The organism is Candidatus Accumulibacter necessarius, from assembly GCF_036625085.1.
Window position 1 is genome coordinate 89,997 of record NZ_JAZKUM010000005.1, and the last position, 26,140, is coordinate 116,136.

The following is a 26,140-nucleotide window of genomic DNA, read 5'->3' on the forward strand; positions in this document are numbered from 1 at the left end:
TGTCGCGCAAGTCAGTCGGTCGCCGCGGCAGCTGCGGCTGCCTCCCGGCGGCTGCGGCAGCCACGGCGCAGGGCCCCGCGCTCGCGCTTGGGGTTCTGGACCAGCATCAGGGACAGGTAGTTCACCTTGCTCCCCTGCAGGCTGGCGAGGTCGCGCACGATCCGTTGCTCCGGCGATCCGACCTTCTCGATGAAACAGGAAGTGGCCAACAGCCCGCGCCGTTCGAGCAGTTCGATGATCTCGTCCACCAGTGGCTTGACCTTGAGCAGGGCGAGCGTGTCGAAGTCGTCGAGCAGGTGGTCGATCACCTCGATGCCATAGGCGGCGGGAATGATGGCGAAGGTCTCGTCTTCCTCTGCGAGCGGCGTGCCGGTCGCGGCGGCAGCGGCGGCGAAGGAAGATACGCCGGGAATCGTCTCGACCTCGACTTGTGGGGCCAGGTCGCGGACGACGCGCGCGAGATGGCCGAAGGTCGAGAAGGTCGAAGCGTCACCCTCGACCAGGAAGAGCAGGTCGCGACCTTCGGCGAGCAGCTCGACGGTACGGTCGGCGGCGCGCATCCAGGCTCTGGCGAGGATCTCTGCGTCGCGGGTCATCGGGAAGATCAGTTCCTGGGCATCAGCCGGGATGGTCAGCCCGCCGCGCTCGACGATCGACAGCGCGTACGACGATTCCTCGGCCTTTTTTACCGGGTAGAGCCAGCGGGCGTCCGATTGCAGCGCCGCCCAGGCGCGGCGGGTGATCATTTCGGGGTCGCCGGGGCCGAGCGAGGCGCCGATCAGTTTGCCGTAGCGAGGTATTTCGGTCATGCGCTTCCCTTCTGTGGGTTGTGGGCAGCAACGATCCAGACCGGGTTCTGCGCCGCCAGGCGGTGCATGTTGAGAATCGGCTGGCTACGGCTGGCCTGGAGCTGGACGACTTCCCACGCGGCGCCGAGTTCGCTCAGCGCGCCGGTCGCCGTGGCGAGGTTTTCGAGGGTGACGAAGTTCATCACCAGCCGGCCGCCGGTGTTCAGGCGGCTGAGAACCAGGCGGATCAGCGTCGCCAGTTCGCCGCCGGAACCGCCGATGAACACGGCATCGGGATTGGGCCAGGCAGCGAGGCCGGCCGGCGCCCGGCCTTCGTGCAGCGTGTAGTTGCCGATGCGGAAGCGCGCGGCATTGGCGCGGGCGTTGGCGGCGTCGTCGGCGTTCTTCTCGATCGCCCAGACGTGGCCATGCGGCGCCAGACGCGCACATTCGAGACCGACCGATCCGGCACCGGCGCCGATATCCCAGACGATCGCGTTGCTCTTCAGCCGCAGCTTGGCCAGCGACACGGCGCGCGCTTCCAGTTTGGTGAGCAGCCCCTTCTCCGGCGTGCGCTGCAGATATTCGAAGTCTTCCCTGCCGAAAGCAGGTTCCGCTGTGGTGTCGGCTCGTTCGACCAGGACAACCCCTGGTTCGCTGAAGGCCATGCCGGCAGCGTCCACCGCCGCGAGGTCGGTGAACACCGCTTCATCGGGCAAGAGCAGGCGGCTGGCAACAGAGATCCGTGCGTCGTCGGTGTAGCCGGCGGCCATCAGTGCCCGTGCCAGGCGCGCCGGATTGTTGGCCGGACTGGTAAACGCGAAAACCCGGCGGTGCAGTGCGATCGCCCGCATCAGCGGGTAGAGGCCGTGCGCCGGCGTCGCGCCGAAGTGCCATTCGCCGGCATCCTGGCTGTGGCAGGAGGCGATGGTCACGTCCTGCCAGACCTTGCGGAAGCGGGCGAAGGCGATCTGCAGCGTCGACGGCGCCGGCAGCACTGTGATCAGCTCGCTGCCGAGCCGCTCGATCAGAGTGCTGGCGATGCCGTGGCAGAGCGGGTCGCCGGTCGCCAGCACGGCGACGCCGCGGCCGCTAGCCAGTGCTTCCCTGATCCAGGCCGGGCTGCTGCTCAGGCCGCCAGCCAGGTCGCGGCATTCGGTGGCCGCGGCAAGCTCCGCCCGGACGAGTCGGAGTGTGCGCTCGGCACCGATCACCAGCCCGGCGTTGCGCAGGCTGTCGCGGGCGGCCTCGGAGAGGCCGCGCCAGCCGTCGTCGAGGATGCCGACGACGGTGCACCGCGGGCGAGGGCTCGGGTCAGAGGGCTTCATGCTGGTCCACCCGGCAGATCAGCTGGCCTTCGAAATCGCAGACCAGGGCGGCAAGCCGGTAGTCGCCGGGGTACTGGCCCTTGAGACGGCGGATTGCCTTGCTCGCGAGCTCGCGGTGGAAGGGAACCGTCAGGCCCAGCCTGGATAGCTTCTCGGCAGCGAAACGGGCGGTTTCAGCGGCGCGGATCTCCTCGACCAGTGCCCCCGGGGCACCGACGGAGTGCGCCGCATCGGCCAGGATGTCGCGGTCGATCTCGGCCCGCCAGGCATGGGTGACCGCCAGTCCCTGGCACATCTTGGTCAGTTTGCCGACCATCGCGCCGACATACACCTCGCGTATCCGGCGCTTGACGGCGGTGGCGAAAGCGGCCTTGACGAAGTCACCCATCTGCACGAAGCAGGCCTCGTCGAGCGTCGGCAACTGGCGCATGGCGAATTTCTCGCTGCGCCCGCCGGTGGTGAACACGACGCTGGTCTGCCCCTGCTTCGCCGCCACATCGACCGCCTGCACGACGCTGGCGCGGAAGGCAGCGGTCGAGTACGGCCGGACGATGCCGGTGGTGCCGAGGATCGAGATGCCGTTCAGGATGCCCAGGCGGGCATTCAGAGTCTTCTTCGCCATTGCTTCGCCGCCGGGCACGGAGATGGTCACTTCCAGGCCGTCGACCGCCAGGTGGTCGCCAGCCACGGCGCGCACGTTGTCGCGGATGTTTCTCTGCGGCACCGGATTGATCGCCGGGCCGTCGACCGCCAGGCCCAGACCCTCCCTGGTGACGATGCCGACGCCTGCGCCGCCCTGCAACGCGATTTCGCCGGCACGCTGCGGCAGCCAGCGGACATCGGCGGTGAGGTGGGCACCGTGCGTCGCGTCCGGATCGTCGCCGGCATCCTTGACGATCACCGCGTGCGCAACACGTTCGAGGCCGGCGCCCTCGACGCGGCCGTCGAGCACCGCGAAGCTCGCTTCGCTGCCGTTGGGCAGGCGGCAGACGACGCTGCCCGGCACCTCTCCGGAGAGCAGGCCGCAAGTCGCTGCACGCGCCGCAGCCGCCGAGCAGACGCCGGTGGTGAAGCCGGTCCGGTTGCCGCGCGCGCGCCGGGTGTCGCCCTTGCGGACCTTTTCGTTCATGCGGCCTGTTGTCTCTGCGCCGCCTCGGCCAGCGAGAGCAGGGCATGGATTGCCGCGACGACCAGCGTCGAACCGCCCTTGCGGCCCTTGATGGTGATCCAGGGCACCTCGCTGACGGTGCGCAGCAGATCCTTCGCTTCGGCCGCCGAGACGAAACCGACCGGCATGCCGACGACCAGTGCTGGCCGGACGCCGTGTTCGCGGATCAGGCGGACGAGTTCGATCAGCGCGGTCGGCGCATTGCCGATGCCGACGATGGCAGCGTCGAGCTTGCCCAGCCGCCAGGCCTTGCGCATCGCCTGCACCGCCCGCGTGCTGTTCTCGGCGCTTGCCTGTGCGATCACATCGGGGTCGGAAATGTAGTGATGGGTGCTCAGGCCGAAGTGCTGCAGGCGCGGCGCCGAGAGGCCGACACAGATCATTTCGACGTCGGCGACGATCGGCCGGTGGCCCTGCAGGATGGCGGCAAAGCCGGCGCGCATGGCCTCCGGGTGGAAGACCGTGAGGCCGTTGAACTCGAAGTCGGCGTTGGCGTGGATCATCCGTCGGACCAGTGGCCATTGCTCCTCGCTGTAGGCGTGTGGGCCGGCCTCGGCGTCGATGATGGCGAAGGAGTCGCGTTCGATGGCGCGGCCGGCAGGGGTGAGCTGTTCGGTAACGGTGTTGGCGTGCATGGCGACTCCGTGCGTTCAGGCAGGTTGGTGGGAATGGCTGCGATGAAGCGTCTGCGGCTGTGCCAGTCCATCATCGTGGGCATGCGGCGGGTCGCCGCCGGTGGCGGTGTGGCGGTGATCGGGCAGGTGGCCGTCCTCGGCGAGTTCGCGATATTTGCAGCCATCGCATTCGAGCATTCGGCACTCGGGCAGGCCTTCGCCCCCCACCTTGTTGTCGAGCAGCTCAAAAATCCCCTTGTCGAAACCGAAGTGCGTACCGAGCGCGAACGCGACCTGTGGGTATTGTCCCTGCAGGCGCTCGACCTGGGCCTTGATGCGCTCGATCAGCACGCCGGTGAACAGGTACACCGGTACGATGCAGACCTGCATCATGCCCAGGCGGATCTGGCGCTGGACGGCGGTTTCCAGGCGCGGCCAGGTGATGCCGGTGAATGCGAGGTCGACCAGTTCGTGCTCGTTGGCCTCGAAGATCCAGCGTGCCATCTTGGCCAGTTCGCCGTTGGCGCCAGCATCCGAAGAGCCGCGCCCGAGCAGGATGACGCCGGTGCTGCGCGGATCGGGTACCGCCAGTTGCTTCATCAGCCGTTCGAGCTGGCCTTGTAGAACGGTGAAGATCTGGCGGCCCATCCCGAGGTGGGGGGTGACGGCGAATTCGGTCTGCGGATGGCGCTCGCGGGCCCGGTTCAGCGCTGCCGGCAGCTCCATCTTGACGTGGCCGGCGGCGTTCAGGATGAAGGGGATCAGCAGCACACGCCGGGCGTCACGGGCCGCCCGGTCGAGACCGTCGTCGAGCAGCACCTCGGCGTGCTCGATGAAACAGACCTCGATCCGCCAGTCGGGATGGCGCTCGCGCCACTGCGCGGCGAAATGCAGGGTTTCCCTGTTGCCATCGCGGTTGCGTGAACCGTGGCCGACAAGCAGGATGGTGGTGGTGGATGTCATGGGCTGGTCTCCGTGGCTTGGCGGAAGCGGTGGGAAAACGACGGGTCGTAGAGCTTGGAACGGGCCAGATCGGGCCAGTCGGCGGCGCCCAGCGTCGGCGAGGCGATGATCATTGCCTGCGCGGCGACCTTCTCGGCCTGGCACTTCTGCTTGATGTCGGCGAGTGTGCCGCGAATGATCTTCTCCTCGCCCGGCCAGCTCGCCTTCTGGACGACCAGGATCGGCGCGTCTTCGGCCCAGCCGCCAGCGCGCAGAGCCTGCTGCACCCGGTGCAGCAGGGTGATCGAGAGGAAGATGCAGAGCGTGGTCTTGTGCGCCGCCAGCGATGCAAGGTCTTCGCCGGCGGGCATCGGCGTGCGGCCGGCAACGCGGGTGAGGATCACCGTCTGCGTCACTTCCGGCAGGGTCAGCGTTTCGCCGGCGGCGGCCGCCGCGGCCAGCGCCGAAGAGACGCCGGGGACCACCGCCCAGGCGATGCCGGCGGCAGTCAGCGGCCGCGTCATCTCGATCAGCGCGCCGTAGAGGCCGGGGTCGCCGGTCTGCAGCCGGACGACGGTGGCGTGCCGCGCCGCCTGGTCGAGCAGCCAGTCGGTCATCTCGGCCAGCGTCATGTCCTTCGAATCGCGGATGGCGCAGCCGGCGGGGGCGAAGCGCGTCGCCGCCTGGTCGACCAGCGAGCCGGCGTAGAGGATGGCGCCGGCTTCCTCGAGCAGCCGGCGGCCCTTGACCGTGATCAGGTCGGGGTCGCCCGGGCCGGCGCCGACGAACCACACCTTGCCGGCCATCAGGCGGCACTCGGCTGCCGGGAAGGTGGCGCTTGGTTCATGTTCGGTTCTCCGGCGGGCGTTTCGGCCAGCACTGCCAGCAACTGCGGGATGCTGCCGGGAACGGGTGCGGCCGGCAACACGCCCCTGGCGACCAGCGAGCGGTGCAGCTGGACCACCGCGGGCAGCGCCTGTCCTGCCGCGCGTAGCGTCGCCGCCTGTTGCGGCAGTTCCGACGCGGCGAAGGAAGCGCTGCAGCGGCCGCCGGCCAGCAGGTGGATGTGGTCGGCCCAGCGGTAGGCGAAATCGACGTCGTGAGTGGCGAGAACGATGCTGATGCCGCGCGCCGAGAGGTCGTCGAGAATGCGCAGCAGCTCGTCCTGCATGCCGGAGTCGAGGCCGGCCATCGGCTCGTCGAGCAGCAGCAGCTCGGGCTGCATGGCGAGAACGCCGGCAATGCAGACGCGTTTCTTCTGGCCGAAGCTCAGATGATGCACCGGGCGCTCCGCCTGTTCCGCCATGCCGACCGCCGCCAGCGCCTGCGCCACCCGCGCACGCACGCCGGCTTCGTCGAGGCCGAGGTTGAGCGGCCCGAACGAGACGTCCTCGAAGACGCTGGCGGAGAAGAGCTGCCGCTCCGGGTTCTGGAACACCAGCCCGACCCGCCGGCGCAGCGCCGCGAGGCCGCTGCGGCTGTAGTCGAGCGTACAGCCGTCGATGCGGATGCAGCCCGCCGAGGGCTGCAGCAGGCCGTTCAGGTGCAGCAGCAGCGTCGTCTTGCCGGAGCCGTTGGCGCCGAGCAGCGCATTGCGGCTGCCGCGGCGGATGCCCAGCGAACAGTCGTCGAGGCCGCGGCTGCCGTCGGCAAAGACGTGGCTGACAGCCTGTAGTTCGAGCAGCAGTTCGCCGGCCATCAGCCGAGGCCCGCCGCGAGGAGGATCAGTGCGGTGCCGGCGACGGCGGCGAGCAGCGTGTCGCGGCCGGCGTTGGCGAAGCCGGGTGAGAGGAAGCGCAGCGGCCCGCCACCGTTGCGCGCCAGTGCCGCCCGGTGCAGCGCCTGCGCCCGTTGCCAGATCTGCACGGTGAGGTTGGCGACCAGCAGGCCGAGCGAGCGCCAGCCGTGAAGCAGCGAAGCGTAGCCGAGGCGGGCGGACTGCGCGGTCAGCGTGTCGCGCACGGCTGCCGCGAGTACGAACAGCATGCGGTAACAGAGAACCATCAGGTCGAGCAGGACTTCCGGCACGCGCAGGTAGCGCAGCAGCCCGATCAGGTCCGGCAGCGGCGTCGTCAGCACGAGCAGCAGCAAGGCCGTCAGCGAGGCCAGCGAGCGGCCGGCAACGGTCGCGATGCGCGGCCCGGCGTCGGGCGCCAGCTCCCACGAGAGGTGGCCGGCAGTATCGGTGCCGACGGCAACGAGCAGCGACAGGCTGCCGAGGGCGAGAAAACCGACCGCCGGTGCGGCGACGCGCAGGTACACGCCGGCAGGGACGCGCGCCCCGAGCACGGTCGTCAGCGCCAGCAGCAGCGCGACGAAGGCGGCCGCCGTCGGCGTCGCGGCGACGAAAGCGGCGAGCAGCCCGGCCAGCGCGAGGCTGCCCTTGGCGGCGGGACTGACCCGTCGCCAGCGGTTGCCGTAGGCCGCCTGCTCAATCAGCACGGTCGCTGCATTCGTGCCTGGCGGCCTGCCGCATCTTCTCGCGGGTGACCGCCGCTCCCAGCCAGTAACCGATGATGCCGGCGCCGATGGCGGCCTGCAGGGCGAAGAGCAGGGAAGCGATCTCGCCGCTCGCCGGCTCGAGCAGCGGCGCAAACCATGGCTGGTAACCCGGGGCGATCTCCTCGATCGCCTTTTGTGCCTGGCTGTCGGCGCCGGCGAAGATCTCGCCCGGCTGGCCGTCCGGGCCGGCCGCCGGCCGCGGCACCAGCCACAGTGGCAACGCCGTCAGCAGCAGCACGGCGGCGATCAGCAACCAGTTCGTGCGCTTCATGCCCGCACCTCGCGACCGGCAAACAGCGGCAGGCCCTTCAGCTCGTCGCGGTTGAAGCGCAGCAGGGCGTTGACCACCAGCACGCTCAGCAATCCCTCGCTGATTGCCAGCGGAATCTGGGTGATGGCGAAGATCCCGGCAAACTTGGCGAACGATGCTGCGAAGCCGCCGGCCGGATCGGGAAAGGCCCAGGCGAGCTGGATCGAGGTCGTCAGGTAGGTTGCCAGGTTGGCGCAGCAGGTGGCGGCGAAGACGCAGATGGCGAGCGGCAGGTGCAGCAGGCGGCCGGCGCGGAAGAGCCCGGCAGCGACGAAGGAACCGACGATGGCCATCGAGAACAGGTTGGCGCCGAGCGTCGTCAAACCTCCGTGTGCCAGCAGCAGAGCCTGGAAGAGCAGGACGACGAGGCCGACCGGTACCATCGCCGTCGGCCCGAAGAGCAGCGCGCCGAGGCCGACGCCGGTCGGGTGCGAGCAGCTACCGGTCACCGAGGGCAGCTTGAGCGCCGAGAGGACGAAGGAAAAGGCGGCAGCGACGCCGAGCAGCATCCGCTGCTCCGGCTGCTCGTGCAGTCGCCGGCGCAGCGAGCGGACCCCGATGACGACGAACGGCGCCGACGCCAGGGTCCAGCCGAGGGCGTGCTCGACCGGCAGGAAGCCTTCCATGATGTGCATCGCGTTCCCCCCTTCGAAGGCTGACGACCCGTCAGCCGAAAACCCCGCAGGAGGAAGGTGGCCTGGATGCGCAGCGGGCGCGACCAGAGACGCCTTCCCGTCACCCCGGGGAATGGTGCAATCGTGTCTTCGGGCCGGTCTTCTGGCTCGCCTTCGACCTTCCCCGCGCCTTCCCGTGCCTGGGCACAGTGGCGGATTGCGGAGTCGTCAGGCTTACAGCAGCGGGGGCTGCGCCGGAATGGGTCACCGTCACCATGGACGGCCAACTTCACCGGCTTCCCGTTTCACCCGCCCCATGGCTACGGAGCAAGGCACCCGAAACGGGGTTGATTATACGTCGAAAGCGTGCGCTGGGGAGCGGCTGCGGCGATCAGGCGGCGGCGCCGGCGAACAGGCGGGCGACCGCCGGCGGATTGCCGGGGAAGTAGAAATGGACGTAGGATGCGGTGATCGAACCCTGCCGATAGATCGCCTCGCCGTCGCCACCTGCCGGACGTCGCGCGCGACAAAGCGGTGCCAGTGGGGTGTCGCTTTTCGAATAATGGAAGGTGTGGCCGGCGAGCCTGCCTTCGGGCAGATCGGCGACCTGCATGCCGAGCGCCGTCAGGCGTCGCTGCATCACCGCCCGCCCGGGCAGCAGGCCGGCCAGCGGGTGCCGCTCGCCCTCCCGGTCGACCACCTCGTCGAACAGGCTCATCATGCCGCCGCACTCGGCGAGCAACGGCCTGCCGGCGGCGACGTGACTGGCCAGCGCCTGCCAGAGGTCGCGCCGCGTCGATAGCACTGCCGCGTGCAGTTCGGGGTAGCCGCCAGGCAGCCAGATCGCATCGCAGACGGGCAGCGCGTCGCCGGCGAGCGGCGAGAAGAAGCAGATCTCGGCCCCCAGTTCGCGCAGCGTGTCGACGTTGGCCGGGTAGATGAAACCATAGGCGGCGTCGCGGGCGATGGCGACGCGGTGGCCGGCGAGCAGGGCTGGTACGGGCGGTGCCGCGGGGGCGGCGAAGTACACCGGCGGCGGCAGGCAGACGCTCGCCGAGGCCGCCAGAGCGTCGGCGAGACGGTCGAGGCGGCCCGCCAGGTCGGCGATCTCGGCCGCCTGCAACAGCCCTAGATGGCGCTCTGGCAGGCTGTCGTCGCTGCGCGGCAAGGCGCCGAACCAGCCCATTCCCGGCGGCAGGCTGTTGCGCAGCAGGTCGGTGTGATGGGGGCTGCCAACGCGGTTCGCCAGGACGCCGGCAAACGGCAGCCCGGGCCGGTAAGTCGCCAGTCCGTGGGCGACGGCGCCGAAGGTCTGTGCCATCGCCCGCGCGTCGATCAGCGCCAGTACCGGAATGCCGAACAGGCAGGCGATGTCGGCCGCCGACGGCTGGCCGTCGAACAGCCCCATGACGCCCTCGATCAAGATCAGGTCGGAATTGGCAGCGGCACGCGCCAGGCGGATGCGCGCGTCGTCCTCGCCGCACATGCCGAGGTCGAGGTTGTAGCACGCGCGTCCGCTGGCGACGGCGTGGATCTGAGGGTCGAGGAAATCGGGACCGCATTTGAAAACGGTGACCCGCCGTCCCTGGCGGGCGTGCAACCGGGCCAGAGCCGCCGTCACGGTGGTCTTGCCCTGGCCGGAAGCGGCAGCGGCAAGCAGCGTCGCAGGGCAGTGCGGCATGGTTACAGCGCCTCAGCGGGCATGGTCACTTCCTTTTCGCGGCGAGCGCGAGCGCAGGCGGGCGGCGTGGTTTTCCGCGGAGATGCGGGGCGGGCCGACCGATGAAAGGCGGTGAGGATAGCACGCGCCCGTGCGGATCGCCGCCGTCGACCGCGCGACGCTGCAGCGCCGCGTTGCTTGAATGTCCAAGTGGTCAATACTTGCGGAAGCGGTGCCCGTTCCTCTATCCTGAATCTGTTGCCGGCTGGGAACGTCTGTCCTGACGGTTCCCGAAAACCGGCGTCTGGGGAGAAGCGTGTCATGGTCCATACGATGACGGCGTTGCAGCGGCGCCAGGAGGAGTCTCGCACGACCCCGAAGATCTCCGAGCGGCGGGCTGTGCCTGCACTGCAGGGAATGCCGAGGTTTCTCGGGGTCGGCTCGGCCCGGCAATCGGCGAACGTTATCGCGCGCGACGGCACACAAGGCCACGGCCGGGCGCTGGCGCACGGCGAGCGCATCCAGAATTCGTTCGGATCGCGGCACGATCTGTCCTCGGTGCGGATGCACGTCGGCCGAAGTTCGGGCGAAGCCTGCGACCGGCTCGGTGCTGCCGCGTTTGCGACCGGCTCGTCGATCGCGTTTCGTGCCGACCCCGATCTGTGGCTGGCCGCGCACGAGGCGGCGCATGTGATCCAGCAGCGCCATGGCGAGGGGCCGCCCGCCGGGCTCGATTCGCCAGGCGACCGTCACGAGCGCGCGGCGAGCGCAGTAGCCGATCGGGTCGTGGCGGGGAAGTCCGCCAGGGATCTGCTCCCGCGCGGTGAGCGCCGGGCCGCCGGCAGTACAGGCGCTGTCCAACGCTACACGATCGAAACGCTCGGAGGAGGACGTGCGCAGGTTGGCGAGAGCAAGCAGACGGCGCTGTTCGGGTCGCAGACGCTTTATGCGACATCGGCACTCATCAGCGGAGCGAACTCCAAGCTTCAGGCAGCGGGGAAAACAGGGCTCGTCCATCGAGCTGAAAGCGGTCGGCGGCTCGGTCAGCGTCGATGGCAACTCGCTGACCGGCGTCCAACCGGAATTCCTCGCCAAGCCGGGGAGCCCACACTCGGGCGTGGAAAAGGCCAATGCGCCGGGTGGCATGGACACCGAAGGAACAGCCAATGGCCCCATGGCCCTGTGGACCGATTGCGGCCGTTCGTCGGCGGCGGTGACCGGTTCTTCCGGCGGGGGCGACCGCAGTGTCGTCTATTTCGACAACGACGTCGCCAAGCTCGGCAAGGGCGTCGATGACTCGACGGTTTCGGACTGGCTCAAGGGAGAGCCGAACCAGATGGCGAATCAGGTGTACATGGATCTGATGCCACGCTTCATCGAGCGCTCGGACAACGCGGCATTCGTCGTCGAGGGTGTGCACTACGCTATCCTTAACTGTCGGCAACTGGTGCGCTGTCGGCGGCAAACTTCCGGGCAAGTGCCGACGGCACGGCCGCCGATGCCAATGACTACATCCTCTACGACACCGATTCCGGCGCCCTGTGTTACGACGCCGACGGCAGCGGCAAGGAGGGGGCAGCCCTCCAGTTCGCCACCGTGGTCATTGTCGGCACGACGCCACTCTCGGCTGCCGATTTTATCGTTACCTGAGGTAAAGGGCAGATTCAACGCACAAGTGCAACAGGGCCATGACCAGAGTGTAGCCGCTCCATGACCCCTGCGTCAGGCGTCTTGAGACCGAAGCGTCCCCCGGGACGATGCTGCAGCCGATCGCTGGCGAATCCAGTGTCGGCCAGGCTCATTCCCTGACGTCTGTTTCCGCTCGCCGCTGCCGGCGGGACCACCGGGATCGGAAAAAGTTCGCCCAAGTGTCGAAATACTTTACACCCGCCTTCGCGCGCGCTCTCGCGACATATAACAATCAATAGTTTGGAGTCATGGCATGTTAATTGCATTATGCCACCGGAAAGTATTTCTGCCGACCTTTCTGGAAGGGAAAAGTCGTGAAAACGATGGGCAAGCCGGTTTCGGCATTGCCGCATGATAAGAAGAATGGCCGAGTGCGGCAGCCCAGGGGACGTTCCACACACTATGTATTGACAAAATTGGCGGCTGAAACCCGTCCACCGCACCAAGCATCAAGGGGAGGGGTTATGTCTGATCTGTTCGTTGATCGCCTGGGCAACATCGTCATAGGCGACGGTGTGGCCCGACTCGATTTCCTGCGCCTGAGCGCGCTCGATGCGGAAAAGAAACAGGCGCGGATGGCGCCGTCGGTTCGCCTCGTCATTCCCGTCAACGGCCTGCTGCAGGCCATCGAGATGCTCGACAAGCTGCGCGGCGAACTGGTGCGCCAGGCGCAGGCCGGCCCCGCCCCCGCCCCCGAATCCACGCATTAGTCCCCCACTGACCGCCGGCCCGTCCGGCTTTCCCGCCGCTTGATCCCAACTTCTACCCAGGTACCCTCATGACCCCCGCCACTCGTAGCATAGCCTTCATCGATTCCCGTGTCGCCGACTACCAGACGCTGATCGACGGCCTGAGCGATCCGATGGATGTGTATCTTCTCGATAGCGATTCGGACGGACTGAGCCAGATAGCCGCGTACCTCAAAGGGCAGGCCGGCTACGACGCTCTGCACATCGTTTCACACGGCTCGGAAGGAACGCTCTTTCTGGGCAACAGCGTCATTGACGGCGCGAATCTGGCTGACTACCAGAGCCAACTCCAAAGCATCGGCAACTCGATGACCGAGACCGGAGATATCCTGCTCTACGGCTGCAATGTGGCGCAGGGAACCAATGGGCAAGCTTTTATCGATCAGATCGCCCGATACGCCGGAGCCGATGTGGCGGCGTCGAATAATTTGACGGGAGCAGCTAGGCTGGGTGGGGATTGGGTGCTGGAGCAAACCAAAGGGTACGTTGAAGCTGATGCTCTGCACATCTCAGACTATGCTGCAACACTCATCGCTGGTCCGAGCCTTGTTGGGCAAACTCAAACTGTTGCTGATGCCGGTACCTATATAGAAATCGGTACTCTGTTCGCGATTCTCAGCTACGGTGACGGTAGTTTGGGCGCGTTTTCAGGCCAATCCGTTTCCACGACCTACTCGAATTTGACCGATGAGGGATTCGACGATAACTACCGTGGATTCCTCGAAAACAATCTCCAACTTGGTAAGCGATGGCAGCTTCTGACGGACAGCACTAGCAGTACAAACAACGATGCGAAATGGAAAAGCGCTTGGGACAAAGCGCTAGAGGATTGGCATGGTACTGCGGAGTCTGTCAAGGGTGATTACTATGCCGACCACGCGACGATCAACTATGCTGATTTCACCTTCGGGGGCCTCTACAACGCATTTATCAGCACTACCGACATCGGCATTGGCGGCCAATACATGAGTCCTAGTCAGTACTCAAGCTGGGTTAACTATACAAACCCAGATCGTATTACTTTGACAAACCCATTTGGCACTGATTGGACGAAACCGGTTACAACAAACTGGTGGATTGGTGACTCCAATGCGCTTGTGGCAAAAAGCGCAGATGGAACATTGGTTCTGGCTTTTCGGGGGACCGATGAATTTGACAATTCCGCCGATGGTGGACAAACACACATTGGAGATGGTCAATTTCTGCACTATGAGGCGTTTCGCCCTCTAATTGAAGCCGCTTACGCCTATGCAAACGATAGCGCCAATGGCGTCAAACATATTGTCGTTTCAGGTCATAGCCTTGGCGCGTCCATGGTGGATGTTTTTACGCTGGTTGATGCAGGGCGCTTTGCCGCCATCACTGCATCCGATTTGACGATCGTATCAATCGCTTCCCCAGGGCTCGATCCAAATGTCATTACCGACGGGCCGTCTGGCTATGGATACAGCGACCGCTATGACCAAGGCTTGGCAACGGTGTCGAGCAATTTCGGTGTCGCCAGCTTGACGCTTGAGCCAACTACCCGGATGAGTAAGTTTTACCATGGATTTAGCCATGACAAAGACCGTGTCTATCACGCAGAACTCGACGAGAGCGTCTTATTGGAGGGGGCAGGCGGCGTATTGACGGGAGATTTCACACCAAATACACCCATCGAAGGGAATTCAAATTTTGGTGCCACGACGCTGAATTTGCCGTCGATCAGCAATTTTGACGTGACATATTCGAACAACTATGGATGGCAGTCGACATACAAAGCGCACGGTTTCGGCGCAGATCACAACGGCCAAATCTATTGGCGTGATATCCATGCGCTTTACAGTTCAGAACTGTATTCGCATTATTCTGACCAAAATTTGATCTTTGGTCGTGGCCAGTTCGCTACGCTACAAGACTGGTTTCAAGCAAAAACCCTCCCTGGGCAGTTGAGTGATCAAGGGCAAATAGCCCTTGACGGCACCGATCAAGCTGATTTCATCTTCGGACTTGAAGGTAACGACCTTCTTCGTGGATTGGCTGCAGACGACCTCTTGGATGGCGGTGCTGGTAATGACACCCTCGATGGCGGTGCTGACAATGACATTCTCTGCGCAGGTATTGGCTTTGATAGCGTGGACGGCGGATTGGGAACTGACACGTTAATAATTACAAGAGACCTGAGTGGTCCTCTTGTTGGTGGCGCCACCTACGAAATCAACGGTAGCGCTCTGAATAGTGGAAGCAGCTTTGCTTCCCTGGTGGCCGCATTTGATTCAGCCATCACCACTTACGTGATCAACTTCTCAAGTATCGGCAAAACCACCGCCACCAACATCGAGAACTACATTGTTAACCTGACCGGAACGTACGACAACGACTTGCTCGTCTACCAAAACGGCACCCGTTACGACGGCAGCCTGGGTACGGACACCTTCTATGCCAACTGGGGTATCAACACCACGGGTGTTTCGTGGGCCAATGATCCCAATAGCCAACAGACTGTTAACGGAATCAGCATTGCCGGTGTAGAACGCCTGTTGCTCACCACCGGGACGGGCGCGGATTATATTTCCAACACCACCGTTACCACCAACGACTTCATCCAGACCGGCCGTGGCAACGACGAAGTCCACGCCGGCGCGGGCGACGACGAAGTGTATGGGTGGGAAGACGACGACACACTGTTTGGCGATGCCGGCAGGGACACCCTTAATGGCGGCATCGGCAACGACCATCTGTTCGATGGTGGCGACAACAACGACGACATTGACCACCTGTACGGCGACGCGGGCAACGACACCCTGATCTCAAGTGGCGGCAACGACTACATGAGCGGTGGGACCGGGAGCGACACCTACAGCTATGAATCCACCAACAACTACCTGGCCATCGTCAGTGACCTAGGCGATGGCAACGATCTGTTGCGTATCAAGGCGCCGGATGCCGACTTCACCAAAACCCGTTTCGTAGTCTCCGGCGACAACCTTTTTATTGATGCTTTTACAACAGCGGGGTCGTTGATTCGCAGTGCCGTGATTTCAGACATGGCGCATGCCGCAGGCCAGATCGAGACGCTGGAAATTGACCTGGGTACGGGGGCCAACGCGGCATCGGGGCGTTACAACCTGGTCACGGCCTGGAATGCCGCCAAAGCAGGCGACGACACGGGCGGGGCGGCCTATCTGGGGTCGTTCATTGGAGGTATCTATACCGGAGACGGTGCCGATAACGTCATCGGCACCATCGGTGATGACTGGATTCATGGCCGGGGTGGGAATGACACCATTAACGGATTGAGTGGTAGTGACCACATCTTTGGGGATGAGGGAAATGACACGATCACGATCACCAACGGCACGGTGGATGGCGGAGCGGGGAACGACACATGCAACATCACCAGTATCGCGCCTTCGGGTGATTCCGGTTACACCGTATGGCGAGCCAGTACCACGGTAGGGCTTGTCCCGAATGGTGATATTTATTATCTCTCCACGTACGCACAAGTTTCCGCTGCACTTTCTGCGGGTACGACCTTTATCCTGTGGACGGGCTTAGACGCCTACTATGGCACTTGGGTTACCCAATACAGCCTGACTGACGTTGAAAACTGGAACATTCTGGAAGGCAGTAGCAGCAATGACCTCCTGTTTGTGCGGGGAAGCGGCACCACGTACAACGGAGCGGGCGGCACCGACACGCTGTACGCCGATTGGAGTGCGAAAACGGGGGCAGTGGCATGGACCAACACCGGGGCGGCCTTCACCTACGATGGTGTGACGATCAGCAATGTGGAGCGTTTGTTGCTGAAAACGGGCAGCGGCAACGACAACATCAACAATACGGCTTCAATCACCAACGACTACATTGACACCGGTGCCGGCAACGACACCCTGGACGGAGGCGCCGGCAACGACACCCTGATCGGCGGTCTCGGCAACGACCAGATCACGATCACCAACGGCACGGTGGATGGCGGAGCGGGGAACGACACATGCAACATCACCAGTATCGCGCCTTCGGGTGATTCCGGTTACACCGTATGGCGAGCCAGTACCACGGCAGGGCTTGTCCCGAATGGTGATATTTATTATCTCTCCACGTACGCACAAGTTTCCGCTGCACTTTCTGCGGGTACGACCTTTATCCTGTGGACGGGCTTAGACGCCTACTATGGCACTTGGGTTACCCAATACAGCCTGACTGACGTTGAAAACTGGAACATTCTGGAAGGCAGTAGCAGCAATGACCTCCTGTTTGTGCGGGGAAGCGGCACCACGTACAACGGAGCGGGCGGCACCGACACGCTGTACGCCGATTGGAGTGCGAAAACGGGGGCAGTGGCATGGACCAACACCGGGGCGGCCTTCACCTACGATGGTGTGACGATCAGCAATGTGGAGCGTTTGTTGCTGAAAACGGGCAGCGGCAACGACAACATCAACAATACGGCTTCAATCACCAACGACTACATTGACACCGGTGCCGGCAACGACACCCTGGACGGAGGCGCCGGCAACGACACCCTGAACGGTGGCAGCGGAGACGACCAGGCGGTCTATGTTGGCAACCGGACCAATTATTCGATCGCGCGGGTTTCCGGCGGGTTTAGCGTTACGGACATGGCCGGCAACGAAGGCGTAGATACGATAGTCGGAATCGAAGCGCTGGTCTTTGCCGAAGGCAAGTACACGCTTGACGCTGACGGAAATCTGACGCTTAGCAACAATGCCGCGCCCACCGGCTCCGTCACCATCAGCGGTACCGCCACCCAAGGCTCGACGCTCACGGCGGCCAACACCTTGGCCGACGCCGACGGACTGGGGACGATCGCCTACCAGTGGAACGTCGATGGCAGCGTCATCGCCGGGGCGACGGGCAGCCTCTTCGTCCTGACCCAATCCCAGGTCGGCAAGGCGATCACGGTGACCGCCAGCTATACCGACGGCCACGGCACCCTCGAGTCCGTGGCCAGTGGCGCCACCGGGTTGGTCACTGGCGTCAGCGTCAATACCCCCCCCCACCGGCTCGGTCACTATCAGCGGCACGCCCACCCAGGGCCAGACGCTCACGGCAAGCAACAGCCTGGCCGACGCCGACGGCCAGGGCACCATCATCTACCAGTGGCTGGCCGATGGCAGCATCATCGCCGGGGCGACCGCCAGTACCCTGGTGCTCGCCGAAGCCCAGGTCGGCAAAGCCCTCTCTGTCACCGCCAACTACCTTGACGGGCATGGGACCGCAGAATCAGTCACCAGTAGCCCGACCAGCCTCGTGGGCGCCTCACCGTTCTCCGGCACCGGCGACGCCGGCAACAACCAACTGACCGGCGGCGCCGGCGACGACAGCCTCAGCGGGCTGGCCGGCAACGACACCCTGATCGGCAACGCCGGCAACGACATGCTCGATGGCGGCCAGGGCACCGACAGCCTGGTTGGCGGAGCAGGCGACGACGTCTACCGGCTCGACATCCTCGGCGATACCGTCAGCGAGGCGGCGTCGGCAGGAAGCGACCGCGTCGAGCTCGCGCTTAGCGCGGGCGGCACCTACACCCTGACGGCCAACGTCGAGCACGCGACGATTGTCAACGCCACGCCCGGCGTCAATCTCGTCGGCAATACCGAGAACAATGCGCTGACCGGCAACGCGGCGGCCAACAGCCTCTCGGGTGCTGCCGGTGACGACACCCTCGACGGCGCAGCTGGCGACGACAGCCTCGACGGCGGCGTGGGCAACGACAGCCTCGTCGGCGGGCTCGGCAACGACACCCTGATCGGCGGCGCCGGCGCGGATACGCTGGCGGCCGGCCCGGGGCTCGACACCGTCTATGGCGGTGCCGATGCCGACACACTGGTCGTCCTCGGCAACTTCGCCGACTACACGCGGACCCGCCCGAACGCCACCGACACCCGTCTCGTCTTTGCCGGTGCCGGCGAAGACATCACCTTCCGCAACGTCGAGTCCGTCGTCTTCCTTGACGGTCCCAGGACGCTCGCCGAGGTCCACCTCAACATCGCCAGCGCCAACAACGATTCGATCGTCGGCACCGCCGGCAACGACACCCTCGACGGCCTGGCCGGCACCGACACGCTGGTCGGTCTCGACGGCGACGACACCTACTTCGTCGATGTCGCCGGCGACGTCGTCACCGAGGGCGACGGAGCGGGCAGCGGCAGCGACCGCGTCAACGTCGTCTTCACCGCCGGCGGTACCTACACGCTCGCCGCCAACGTCGAAAACGCCACCATCGCCAACGGCACGGCCGGCGTGAACGTGACCGGCAATGCCCTCGACAACGCACTCCTCGGCAATGCCGCGGCCAACCTCCTCACCGGCCTCGACGGCAACGACACGCTCGACGGCAACGCCGGCATCGACACCCTCGTCGGCGGCCTCGGCAACGACAGCTACACGGTCGATGTTCCGGCGGACGCCATCACCGAACTCCTCGGCGAGGGAACCGATCAGGTCAATGTCCTGTTCGCCGCCGGCGGCACCTACACGCTCGCGGCAAACGTCGAGAACGCCCAGATCGGCAACGCCACGGTCGGCGTCAACCTCACCGGCAACGGCCTCGGCAACACCCTGCTGGGGAACGGCCAGGCCAACATCCTCGCCGGCTTTGACGGCAACGACAGCCTCCTCGGCGGCCTCGGCAACGACACCCTGATCGGCGGCGCCGGGAACGACACGCTTCAGGGCAACGAAGGCAACGACCTCTATCTCGTCGACAGCGTGGACGATGTCGTGAGCGAAGCGGCCGGCCAGGGTCTTGACCGAGTCGACACTGCACTCGCCAGCTACACCCTGAGTGCCGACGTCGAGAACCTCACCTACACGGGCGGATCGGCGTTCTCCGGCACCGGCAACGCCGTCAACAACAGCCTCGTCGGCGCTGGCGGCAACGACACGCTGAGCGGCGAAGCCGGCGACGACACCCTGATCGGCAACGCCGGCAACGACACGCTGACTGGTGGCGCGGGCAACGACAGCCTGGTTGGTGGCCTTGGCGATGACCTCTATCTCGTCACCGACGCCGGCGACGTCGTCGTCGAAGTGGCCGCGGGCGGCGCCGATCGCGTTGACACCGATCTCGCCAGCTACACGCTCAGCGCCGAAGTCGAGCAGCTCAGCTACACCGGCGTCGGTGACTTCACCGGTAACGGACAAGGCCTCAACAACCGCCTGACCGGCGGCACCGGCAACGACAGCCTCAGCGGCCTCGCCGGCAACGACACCGTGATCGGCAACGACGGCGACGACGCGCTTGATGGCGGCCAGGGCACCGACAGCCTGGTTGGCGGAGCAGGTGACGACGTCTACCGGCTTGACGTCCTCGGCGACGCCGTCACCGAGTCGGCGGCGGCAGGAAGCGACCGCGTCGAACTCGCGCTGAGCGCCGGCGGCACCTACACCCTGACGGCCCACGTCGAGCGCGCGACGATTGTCAACGCCACGCCCGGCGTCAATCTCGTCGGCAATACCGAGAACAATGCGCTCACCGGTAACGCGACGGCCAACAGCCTCTCGGGTGCTGCCGGTGACGACACCCTCGACGGCGCGGCGGGCGACGACAGCCTCGACGGTGGCACGGACAACGACAGCCTCGTCGGAGGCCTCGGCAACGACACCCTGATCGGCGGCGCCGGGAACGACACGCTTCAGGGCAACGAAGGCAACGACCTCTATCTCGTCGACAGCGTGGACGATGTCGTGAGCGAAGCGGCCGGCCAGGGTCTTGACCGAGTCGACACTGCACTCGCCAGCTACACCCTGAGTGCCGACGTCGAGAACCTCACCTACACGGGCGCCTCGCTGTTCTCCGGCACCGGCAACGCCGTCAACAACAGCCTCGTCGGCGCTGGCGGCAACGACACGCTGAGCGGCGAAGCCGGCAATGACACGCTGATCGGCAACGCCGGTAACGACAGCCTGATCGGCGGCGCGGACAACGACAGCCTGGTCGGCGGGCTTGGCGACGACACCCTGGGCGGTGGCGTCGGCAACGACACGCTTCAGGGCAACGAGGGCAACGACGTGTATGTCGTCGACAGCGCGCTCGATGTCGTGACCGAGGTGGCCGGCCAGGGTCTTGACCGCGTCGACACCGATCTCGCCAGCTACACGCTCGGCGCGGAAGTCGAGAACCTCAGCTACACCGGCGCCGGCGACTTCACCGGCAACGGACAAGGCCTCAACAACCGCCTGACCGGCGGCACCGGCAACGACAGCCTCAGCGGCCTGGCCGGCAACGACACCCTGATCGGCAACGACGGCGACGACACGCTCGATGGCGGCCAGGGCACCGACAGCCTGGTTGGCGGAGCCGGCGACGACCTCTACCGGCTTGACGTCCTCGCCGACGCCGTCACCGAGTCGGCGACGGCAGGAACGGACCGCGTCGAACTCGCGCTGAGCGCGGGCGGCACCTACACCCTGACGGCCCACGTCGAGCACGCGGCCATTGTCAACACCACGCCCGGCGTCAACCTCGTCGGCAATGGCGAGAACAATGCGCTGACCGGTAACGTGGCGGCCAACAATCTCTCGGGCCTTGCCGGTGACGACACCCTCGACGGCGCTGCGGGCGACGACAACCTCGACGGCGGCGCGGGCAACGACAGCCTCCTCGGCGGCCTCGGCAACGACACCCTGATCGGCGGCGCCGGGAACGACACGCTTCAGGGCAACGAAGGCAACGACCTCTATCTCGTCGACAGCGTGGACGATGTCGTGAGCGAAGCGGCCGGCCAGGGTCTTGACCGAGTCGACACTGCACTCGCCAGCTACACCCTGAGTGCCGACATCGAGAACCTCACCTACACTGGCGCCTCGCCGTTCTCCGGCACCGGCAACGCCGTCAACAACAGCCTCGTCGGCGCTGGCGGCAACGACACACTGATCGGCAACGCCGGCAACGACACGCTGATCGGTGGCACCGGCAACGACAGCCTGGTTGGTGGCCTTGGCGATGACATCTATCTCGTCACCGACGCCGGCGACGTCGTCGTCGAAGTGGCCGCGGGCGGCGCCGATCGCGTTGACACCGATCTCGCCAGCTACACGCTCAGCGCCGAAGTCGAGCACCTCAGCTACACCGGCGTCGGTGACTTCACCGGTAACGGACAAGGCCTCAACAACCGCCTGACCGGCGGGGCCGGCAACGACAGCCTCAGCGGCCTCGCCGGCAACGACACCCTGAATGGTGGCGCGGGCAACGACAGCCTGGTTGGTGGGCTTGGCGATGACGTTTATCTCGTCACCGACGCCGGCGACGTCGTCGTCGAAGCGGCCGCGGGCGGCAGCGATCGCGTCGACACCGATCTCGCCAGCCTACACGCTCGGCGCCGAAGTCGAGAACCTCACCTACACCGGCGCCGGCGACTTCACCGGCAACGGACAAGGCCTCAACAACAGCCTGACCGGCGGGGCCGGCAACGACAGCCTCAGCGGCCTGGCCGGCAACGACACCCTGATCGGCAACGCCGGCGACGACACGCTCGATGGCGGCCAGGGCACCGACAGCCTGGTTGGCGGAGCCGGCGACGACCTCTACCGGCTTGACGCCCTCGCCGACGCCGTCACCGAGTCGGCGACTGAAGGAACCGACCGCGTCGACCTCGCGCTGAGCGCGTCCGGCACCTACACTCTGACAGCCAACGTCGAGCACGCGGCGATTGTCAACGCCATGCCCGGCGTCAACCTCATCGGCAATACCGAGAACAACCAGCTCACCGGCAACGCCCAGGCCAACAGCCTCTCGGGTCTTGCCGGTCATGACACCCTCGACGGCGATGCCGGCAACGACACCTTGTTGGCTGGCGACGGCGACGACCGGCTCAATGCCGGCACCGGCGTCGACCTCGTCGACGGCGGCGCCGACAGCGATACGCTTATCGTGATGGGCAACTTCGCCGACTACACCATCACCCGGCGGAGCGAAGCCGACACCCAACTGGTGAATGCCGTCACCGGCGAAGACATCACCTCCGCAACGTCGAACTCGTCACCTTCCTCGACGGCACCCGCTCGCGGGCCGAAGTCCTGCTCAACATCATCAGCGCCTACAACGACTCAATCGTCGGCACCCCCGGCAACGACCTGCGCGACGGCCTGGCCGGCAACGACACCCTCGCCGGCCTCGCCGGCGACGACACCCTGATCGGCGGCACTGGCGCCGACCTCCTCATCGGCGGTACCGGAGACGACACCTACGACATCGACGTCGCCACCGACCTCATCATCGAGCAGGACGCCGAAGGCACCGACCAGGTCAACCTCGCCTTCGCCGCTCCCGGCAGCTATACCCTGGTCGCCCATCTCGAACACGTCACCGTCACCGCCGCCGCGGCGATCGCCGTCAACGTCACCGGCAACGAACTCAACAACCGCCTCACTGGCAACGCCGCCGGCAACATCCTGAACGGTGCCGCCGGCAACGACACGCTGATCGGCGGCGCCGGTAGCGACACGCTCGTCGGCGGAAGCGGGGACGACGAGTACCAGATCGACGTCGGCAGCGACGTCGTGAGCGAAGCCGACAATCAAGGCGATGATCTCGTGAACATCGCCTTCACCAGTACCGGCAGCTACACGCTGACCGCCAACGTCGAGGACGCCGTCGTCACCTCGCCGGGCGACAGCTTCGCCGTGCAAGTCACCGGCAACGCTCTCGCCAACGCCCTCACCGGCCACGCCGGCGCCAACAACCTCTTTGGGCTCGACGGCAACGACACCCTCGACGGCGGCGGCGGCAACGACACGCTCGACGGCGGTGGCGGCAACGACGACACCGCGATCCTCGCCGGCGTCCTCACCGATTACGCCATCAGCCGCCCGTCGACGACGCAGACCCGGTTCACGCACCTGCCCAGCGGCCACACGATCCTGATCAGCAACGTCGAACTCATCACCTTTGCCGGGGATGCCAGCACCCAGACGCTGGCCGAGCTGATTGCCCGCATCGGCTCGCCGGGCAACGACACCCTCACCGGTACCGGCGGCGACGACACCCTTGCCGGCGTGCTCGGCAACGACAGCCTGATCGGCGGCGCCGGCAACGACGACCTGCAGGGCGGTGACGGCATCGACACCCTCGCCGGAGGCGCCGGCAACGACCTCCTCGATGGCGGTGCCGGTAACGACACCTACCAGTTCGCCATTGGTGGCGGTGATGACATCATTGACCAGCACGACCCACTCGCCGGATCCATCGACACCGTCGAACTGGCCAGCCCGATCGGCGATCTCATCAGCGGCGAAACCACCCTGACGCGCGGCTGGCACAGCTACGACGACCTGGTGATCACCGTCAATTCCGGACCAGCCGGTGCCGAAGTCGTCGATCACCTCATCGTCAATGACTTCTTGACCAACGACCTGATCAACCTGGGCACCATCGACCAGATTCGCTTCCTCAGCAACAGCAGCGCCCTGACGCAGACAGAGATTCTTGCCGAATTGCTCAAGGGAACGGGTGGCGACGACTGGTTGCGCGGTTACGCCAACACCAGCGACAGCATCGCCGGTGGCGCCGGCAACGACACCCTCGGTGGCGCCGCCGGCAACGATACCTTGAGCGGCGGTCTGGGCAACGATTCGCTGTCGGGCGACGCCGGTGCCGACCTGCTCGATGGCGGCGCCGGTGCCGACCAGGTCTTCGGTGGCGACGGCCACGACACCCTCAGCGGCAGCGGCGGCAACGACACGCTGAGCGGCGAGGCGGGCAACGACACCTACGTCTTCGGGCCGGGATTTGGCCAGGACCTCATTCAGGACTTCGGAGCCGTTGGTGAGGTCGATACGCTGAAGTTCAACGTCGGCATCCGGCCGACGGACGTCGGCGTCGCTCGAGTGGGCAATGACCTGGTGGTGAGTTTCGCTGGGGCGCCGGGCGACGGGGTTCGCATCAGCGACTTCTTCGACGACGCTTTCAGTGATCTCGGCTTCAACCGGCAGATCGAGCAGTTTGCCTTTGCCGACGGCAGCATCTGGTCGGCCACGGCGATTCGCGCCAAGGTGCTGGTGCCGACCAGCGGCGACGACGAGATCACCGGCTATCTCGGTAGCGAGTCGCTGTCTGGACTGGCGGGCGACGACACGATCGCCGGCGGAGCGGGTAACGACACGCTCAGCGGCGGCGATGGCACCGACCGGCTGACCGGCGGTTCGGGGGTCGACCGCTTCGTGTTCGATACCGCCGATGCGCTGGTCCATGCCGACCTGATCACCGACTTCGTCAGCGGCGTCGACCGGATCGCCCTCAAGGCGAGCGTGTTCACAGGGCTCGGCGCCGTCGGGGCGACGGTCGGCCTGAGCGATCATCTGACCTACGACAGCGGCACCGGCGCGCTGGCCTATGATGCCGACGGCGCGGGTGCCGGCGCCGCGGTGACCTTCGCGACGCTCGGGGTGGGGACCCATCCGGCGACGCTGGGGATGGACTTCCTGATCGTTTGAGGGAGCGGTGCCTGAGAGCGGAAAGCAGCAGCGGCGCCCCCCGCGGGGGCGCCGCGCTTCATCCTTGAAATGTAGGGCAGCCAGGTTTCGCAAGGTGGATTCCGGCTGCCTCGTGTTGACTTGTCGTGGCATGCTCGGCGGGCGGATCGGATGCGACAACGCGGCGTGGTTCAAGGATAAGAAATCCAACGGCACCGACGAGGGTATATGAGCCTTCATCAAGCAGCGTCAATGTCGAATTTGGACCCGGAAGCCCCTGAAAAGTCATCCGAATCCCGCCCCGCTTAGAGCCTGTGATCATCCGCCTGGCCGGACCGGCTAGGCGGATGATCACAGGCACGAGTCCTCCCACGACGGGCGATGACAACTCGTCTTGCTTCAGTCTGGACCTTTGCGCATTGGCACCTACCAGGCAATGCGCTGGTCGAATTCGTACTCCGGCACCGATTGAGCCTGCGCTTCGTCCTCGCCCAGGGTGGCGCCCTGCATCTCCCAGAGCGGGGGCGCACGGGCTCTCATCAGGCGTGGCGGCGAGGTCGGTTCGCCCAGATGGGTCAGGATGTCGCGCACGGCACCGGCGTCGGTGATGAAGGCGATGATTCGCATCTCGCCGCCGCAGCGTGGACAGACGAGCGGAAAGACCTCATAGATCCGCGCGAGCAGCAGCGCCCAGGCGTAACGGGCGGCGCGACGGAGGATCGCTTCCGCTTCCCCCGGTGCTTCCTCTGTCCCCTCGGACGACCGGCTAGGCGTGACGATTGGCGCAGCGATTGACCCGGTCGCGTCTGCCGCCGGCGTACCGTCTGGCACGCCGGCGAGCGCAGTGACCTGCCCCCGCAGCGGCGCGTTCGGTGCCAGCACCCCGTAGTAACGATGCCGATGTCGACGCGGCGGCGGAATCAGCGCTGCCAGACGCTCAATCAGTTCGAGGGGTGTGAGCATCAGGCTGACGCTGCCGCCGGGACCCGGCTTGATGCTCTCATAGACCAGGTGTTCGGCGTCGATTTCACGCCAGCGCTCCAGCGCAAAGGCCGGTCGAGCGCAGTAGCGCAGCAGCCGTTCCAGACCCGGGCGGTCGGTGCCTTCGATGCGCACGCTGGCGTCGAGCGAGAAGCCACCACCGTGCGCCCAGTTTGCCATCGTCTCGGCGTCTTCCGGCTCAAGCACACCGCGTCGGGTCAGCGCGCGCAGCAGACGGCGGCGGACCTTGGCCTGGACTTCGTCGAGTAACTTCTGGTCGGGGGCACGGCTTTCGTGAAACGTCGCAGCTCCCGAGGCGTCCGCCTCGAAGACGCCCTCGATGACGAGGCAGTGGAAGTGCACCTACGGATTGAGCAG

The 26,140-nt window shown here is 65.7% G+C and carries 16 protein-coding genes, 4 pseudogenes and 1 riboswitch; of the genes and pseudogenes, 8 read left to right on the forward strand and 12 right to left on the reverse strand.

Going from position 1 to position 26,140, the window contains the following annotated elements:
* Positions 1-11: 11 nt before the first annotated feature.
* The 11 genes from cobI to V5B44_RS14345 all read right to left on the reverse strand — a co-directional run bounded on the left by cobI (position 12) and on the right by V5B44_RS14345 (position 9,947).
* A complete protein-coding gene (gene cobI / locus V5B44_RS14295; protein WP_332359695.1) occupies positions 12-809 on the reverse strand; it encodes a precorrin-2 C(20)-methyltransferase in 798 nt (265 codons plus the stop codon).
* Positions 806-2,116 carry a precorrin-6y C5,15-methyltransferase (decarboxylating) subunit CbiE gene (gene cbiE / locus V5B44_RS14300; RefSeq protein ID WP_332359696.1) on the reverse strand — a complete coding sequence of 437 codons (1,311 nt, stop codon included), beginning with the start codon at positions 2,114-2,116 and terminating at the stop codon, positions 806-808. The genes cobI and cbiE overlap by 4 nt, the downstream gene beginning before the upstream one ends.
* Complete coding sequence (locus tag V5B44_RS14305; RefSeq protein ID WP_332359697.1) at positions 2,103-3,245, reverse strand: cobalt-precorrin-5B (C(1))-methyltransferase; 1,143 nt, start codon at positions 3,243-3,245, stop codon at positions 2,103-2,105. The genes cbiE and V5B44_RS14305 overlap by 14 nt, the downstream gene beginning before the upstream one ends.
* A complete protein-coding gene (locus tag V5B44_RS14310) occupies positions 3,242-3,919 on the reverse strand; it encodes a precorrin-8X methylmutase (RefSeq protein ID WP_332359698.1) in 678 nt (225 codons plus the stop codon). Before V5B44_RS14310 ends, V5B44_RS14305 begins: the two co-directional genes overlap by 4 nt.
* A 15-nt stretch (positions 3,920-3,934) precedes the next feature.
* Positions 3,935-4,861: a sirohydrochlorin chelatase gene (locus tag V5B44_RS14315; protein ID WP_332359699.1), complete on the reverse strand. Its 927-nt coding sequence runs from the start codon at positions 4,859-4,861 to the stop codon at positions 3,935-3,937.
* On the reverse strand, positions 4,858-5,646 hold the full coding sequence (gene cobM / locus V5B44_RS14320; RefSeq protein WP_332359700.1) for a precorrin-4 C(11)-methyltransferase: 789 nt from the start codon (positions 5,644-5,646) through the stop codon (positions 4,858-4,860). Before cobM ends, V5B44_RS14315 begins: the two co-directional genes overlap by 4 nt.
* On the reverse strand, positions 5,646-6,539 hold the full coding sequence (locus V5B44_RS14325) for an energy-coupling factor ABC transporter ATP-binding protein (protein ID WP_332359701.1): 894 nt from the start codon (positions 6,537-6,539) through the stop codon (positions 5,646-5,648). The genes cobM and V5B44_RS14325 overlap by 1 nt, the downstream gene beginning before the upstream one ends.
* The gene (gene cbiQ / locus V5B44_RS14330) at positions 6,539-7,282 is read right to left on the reverse strand and encodes a cobalt ECF transporter T component CbiQ (RefSeq protein ID WP_332359702.1); all 744 of its coding nucleotides are present in this window, start codon (positions 7,280-7,282) and stop codon (positions 6,539-6,541) included. Before cbiQ ends, V5B44_RS14325 begins: the two co-directional genes overlap by 1 nt.
* On the reverse strand, positions 7,272-7,613 hold the full coding sequence (locus V5B44_RS14335) for an energy-coupling factor ABC transporter substrate-binding protein (RefSeq protein WP_332359703.1): 342 nt from the start codon (positions 7,611-7,613) through the stop codon (positions 7,272-7,274). Before V5B44_RS14335 ends, cbiQ begins: the two co-directional genes overlap by 11 nt.
* Entirely contained in the window at positions 7,610-8,287 is a 678-nt protein-coding gene (locus V5B44_RS14340) for an energy-coupling factor ABC transporter permease (protein ID WP_332359704.1), read from the reverse strand. The genes V5B44_RS14335 and V5B44_RS14340 overlap by 4 nt, the downstream gene beginning before the upstream one ends.
* A 115-nt stretch (positions 8,288-8,402) precedes the next feature.
* Positions 8,403-8,621, reverse strand: a riboswitch (cobalamin riboswitch).
* 36 nt (positions 8,622-8,657) lie between these two features.
* Positions 8,658-9,947, reverse strand: a complete 1,290-nt coding sequence (locus tag V5B44_RS14345; protein ID WP_332359705.1) for a cobyrinate a,c-diamide synthase — start codon at positions 9,945-9,947, stop codon at positions 8,658-8,660.
* 396 nt (positions 9,948-10,343) lie between these two features.
* Between V5B44_RS14345 and V5B44_RS26730 the strand changes: the two are divergent.
* The 8 genes and pseudogenes from V5B44_RS26730 to V5B44_RS14380 all read left to right on the forward strand — a co-directional run.
* A pseudogene (locus tag V5B44_RS26730) lies at positions 10,344-10,625 on the forward strand (eCIS core domain-containing protein); the annotation flags it as partial.
* A 247-nt stretch (positions 10,626-10,872) separates the two neighbouring features.
* Complete coding sequence (locus V5B44_RS14350) at positions 10,873-11,640, forward strand: hypothetical protein (RefSeq protein ID WP_332359706.1); 768 nt, start codon at positions 10,873-10,875, stop codon at positions 11,638-11,640.
* Between the two features lie 439 nt (positions 11,641-12,079).
* On the forward strand, positions 12,080-12,325 hold the full coding sequence (locus V5B44_RS14355) for a hypothetical protein (protein ID WP_332359707.1): 246 nt from the start codon (positions 12,080-12,082) through the stop codon (positions 12,323-12,325).
* 68 nt (positions 12,326-12,393) lie between these two features.
* A pseudogene (locus V5B44_RS14360) lies at positions 12,394-16,884 on the forward strand (DUF4347 domain-containing protein); the annotation flags it as partial.
* Positions 16,885-17,317: 433 nt separating this feature from the next.
* Positions 17,318-21,907 carry a beta strand repeat-containing protein gene (locus V5B44_RS14365; RefSeq protein WP_434735458.1) on the forward strand — a complete coding sequence of 1,530 codons (4,590 nt, stop codon included), beginning with the start codon at positions 17,318-17,320 and terminating at the stop codon, positions 21,905-21,907.
* A pseudogene (locus V5B44_RS14370) lies at positions 21,789-22,505 on the forward strand (calcium-binding protein); the annotation flags it as partial. The gene V5B44_RS14365 and the pseudogene V5B44_RS14370, both read left to right, overlap by 119 nt.
* Positions 22,457-22,792: pseudogene (locus V5B44_RS26735) on the forward strand (calcium-binding protein); the annotation flags it as partial. The pseudogenes V5B44_RS14370 and V5B44_RS26735, both read left to right, overlap by 49 nt.
* A gap of 111 nt (positions 22,793-22,903) precedes the next feature.
* Positions 22,904-24,802 (forward strand): calcium-binding protein, encoded by a 1,899-nt coding sequence (locus V5B44_RS14380; protein WP_332359711.1) that lies wholly within the window; start codon positions 22,904-22,906, stop codon positions 24,800-24,802.
* A 405-nt stretch (positions 24,803-25,207) separates the two neighbouring features.
* Here the strand turns inward: V5B44_RS14380 and V5B44_RS14385 are convergent, their stop codons facing one another.
* Positions 25,208-26,125 (reverse strand): transposase, encoded by a 918-nt coding sequence (locus V5B44_RS14385; RefSeq protein ID WP_332359712.1) that lies wholly within the window; start codon positions 26,123-26,125, stop codon positions 25,208-25,210.
* Positions 26,126-26,140 lie beyond the last annotated feature (15 nt).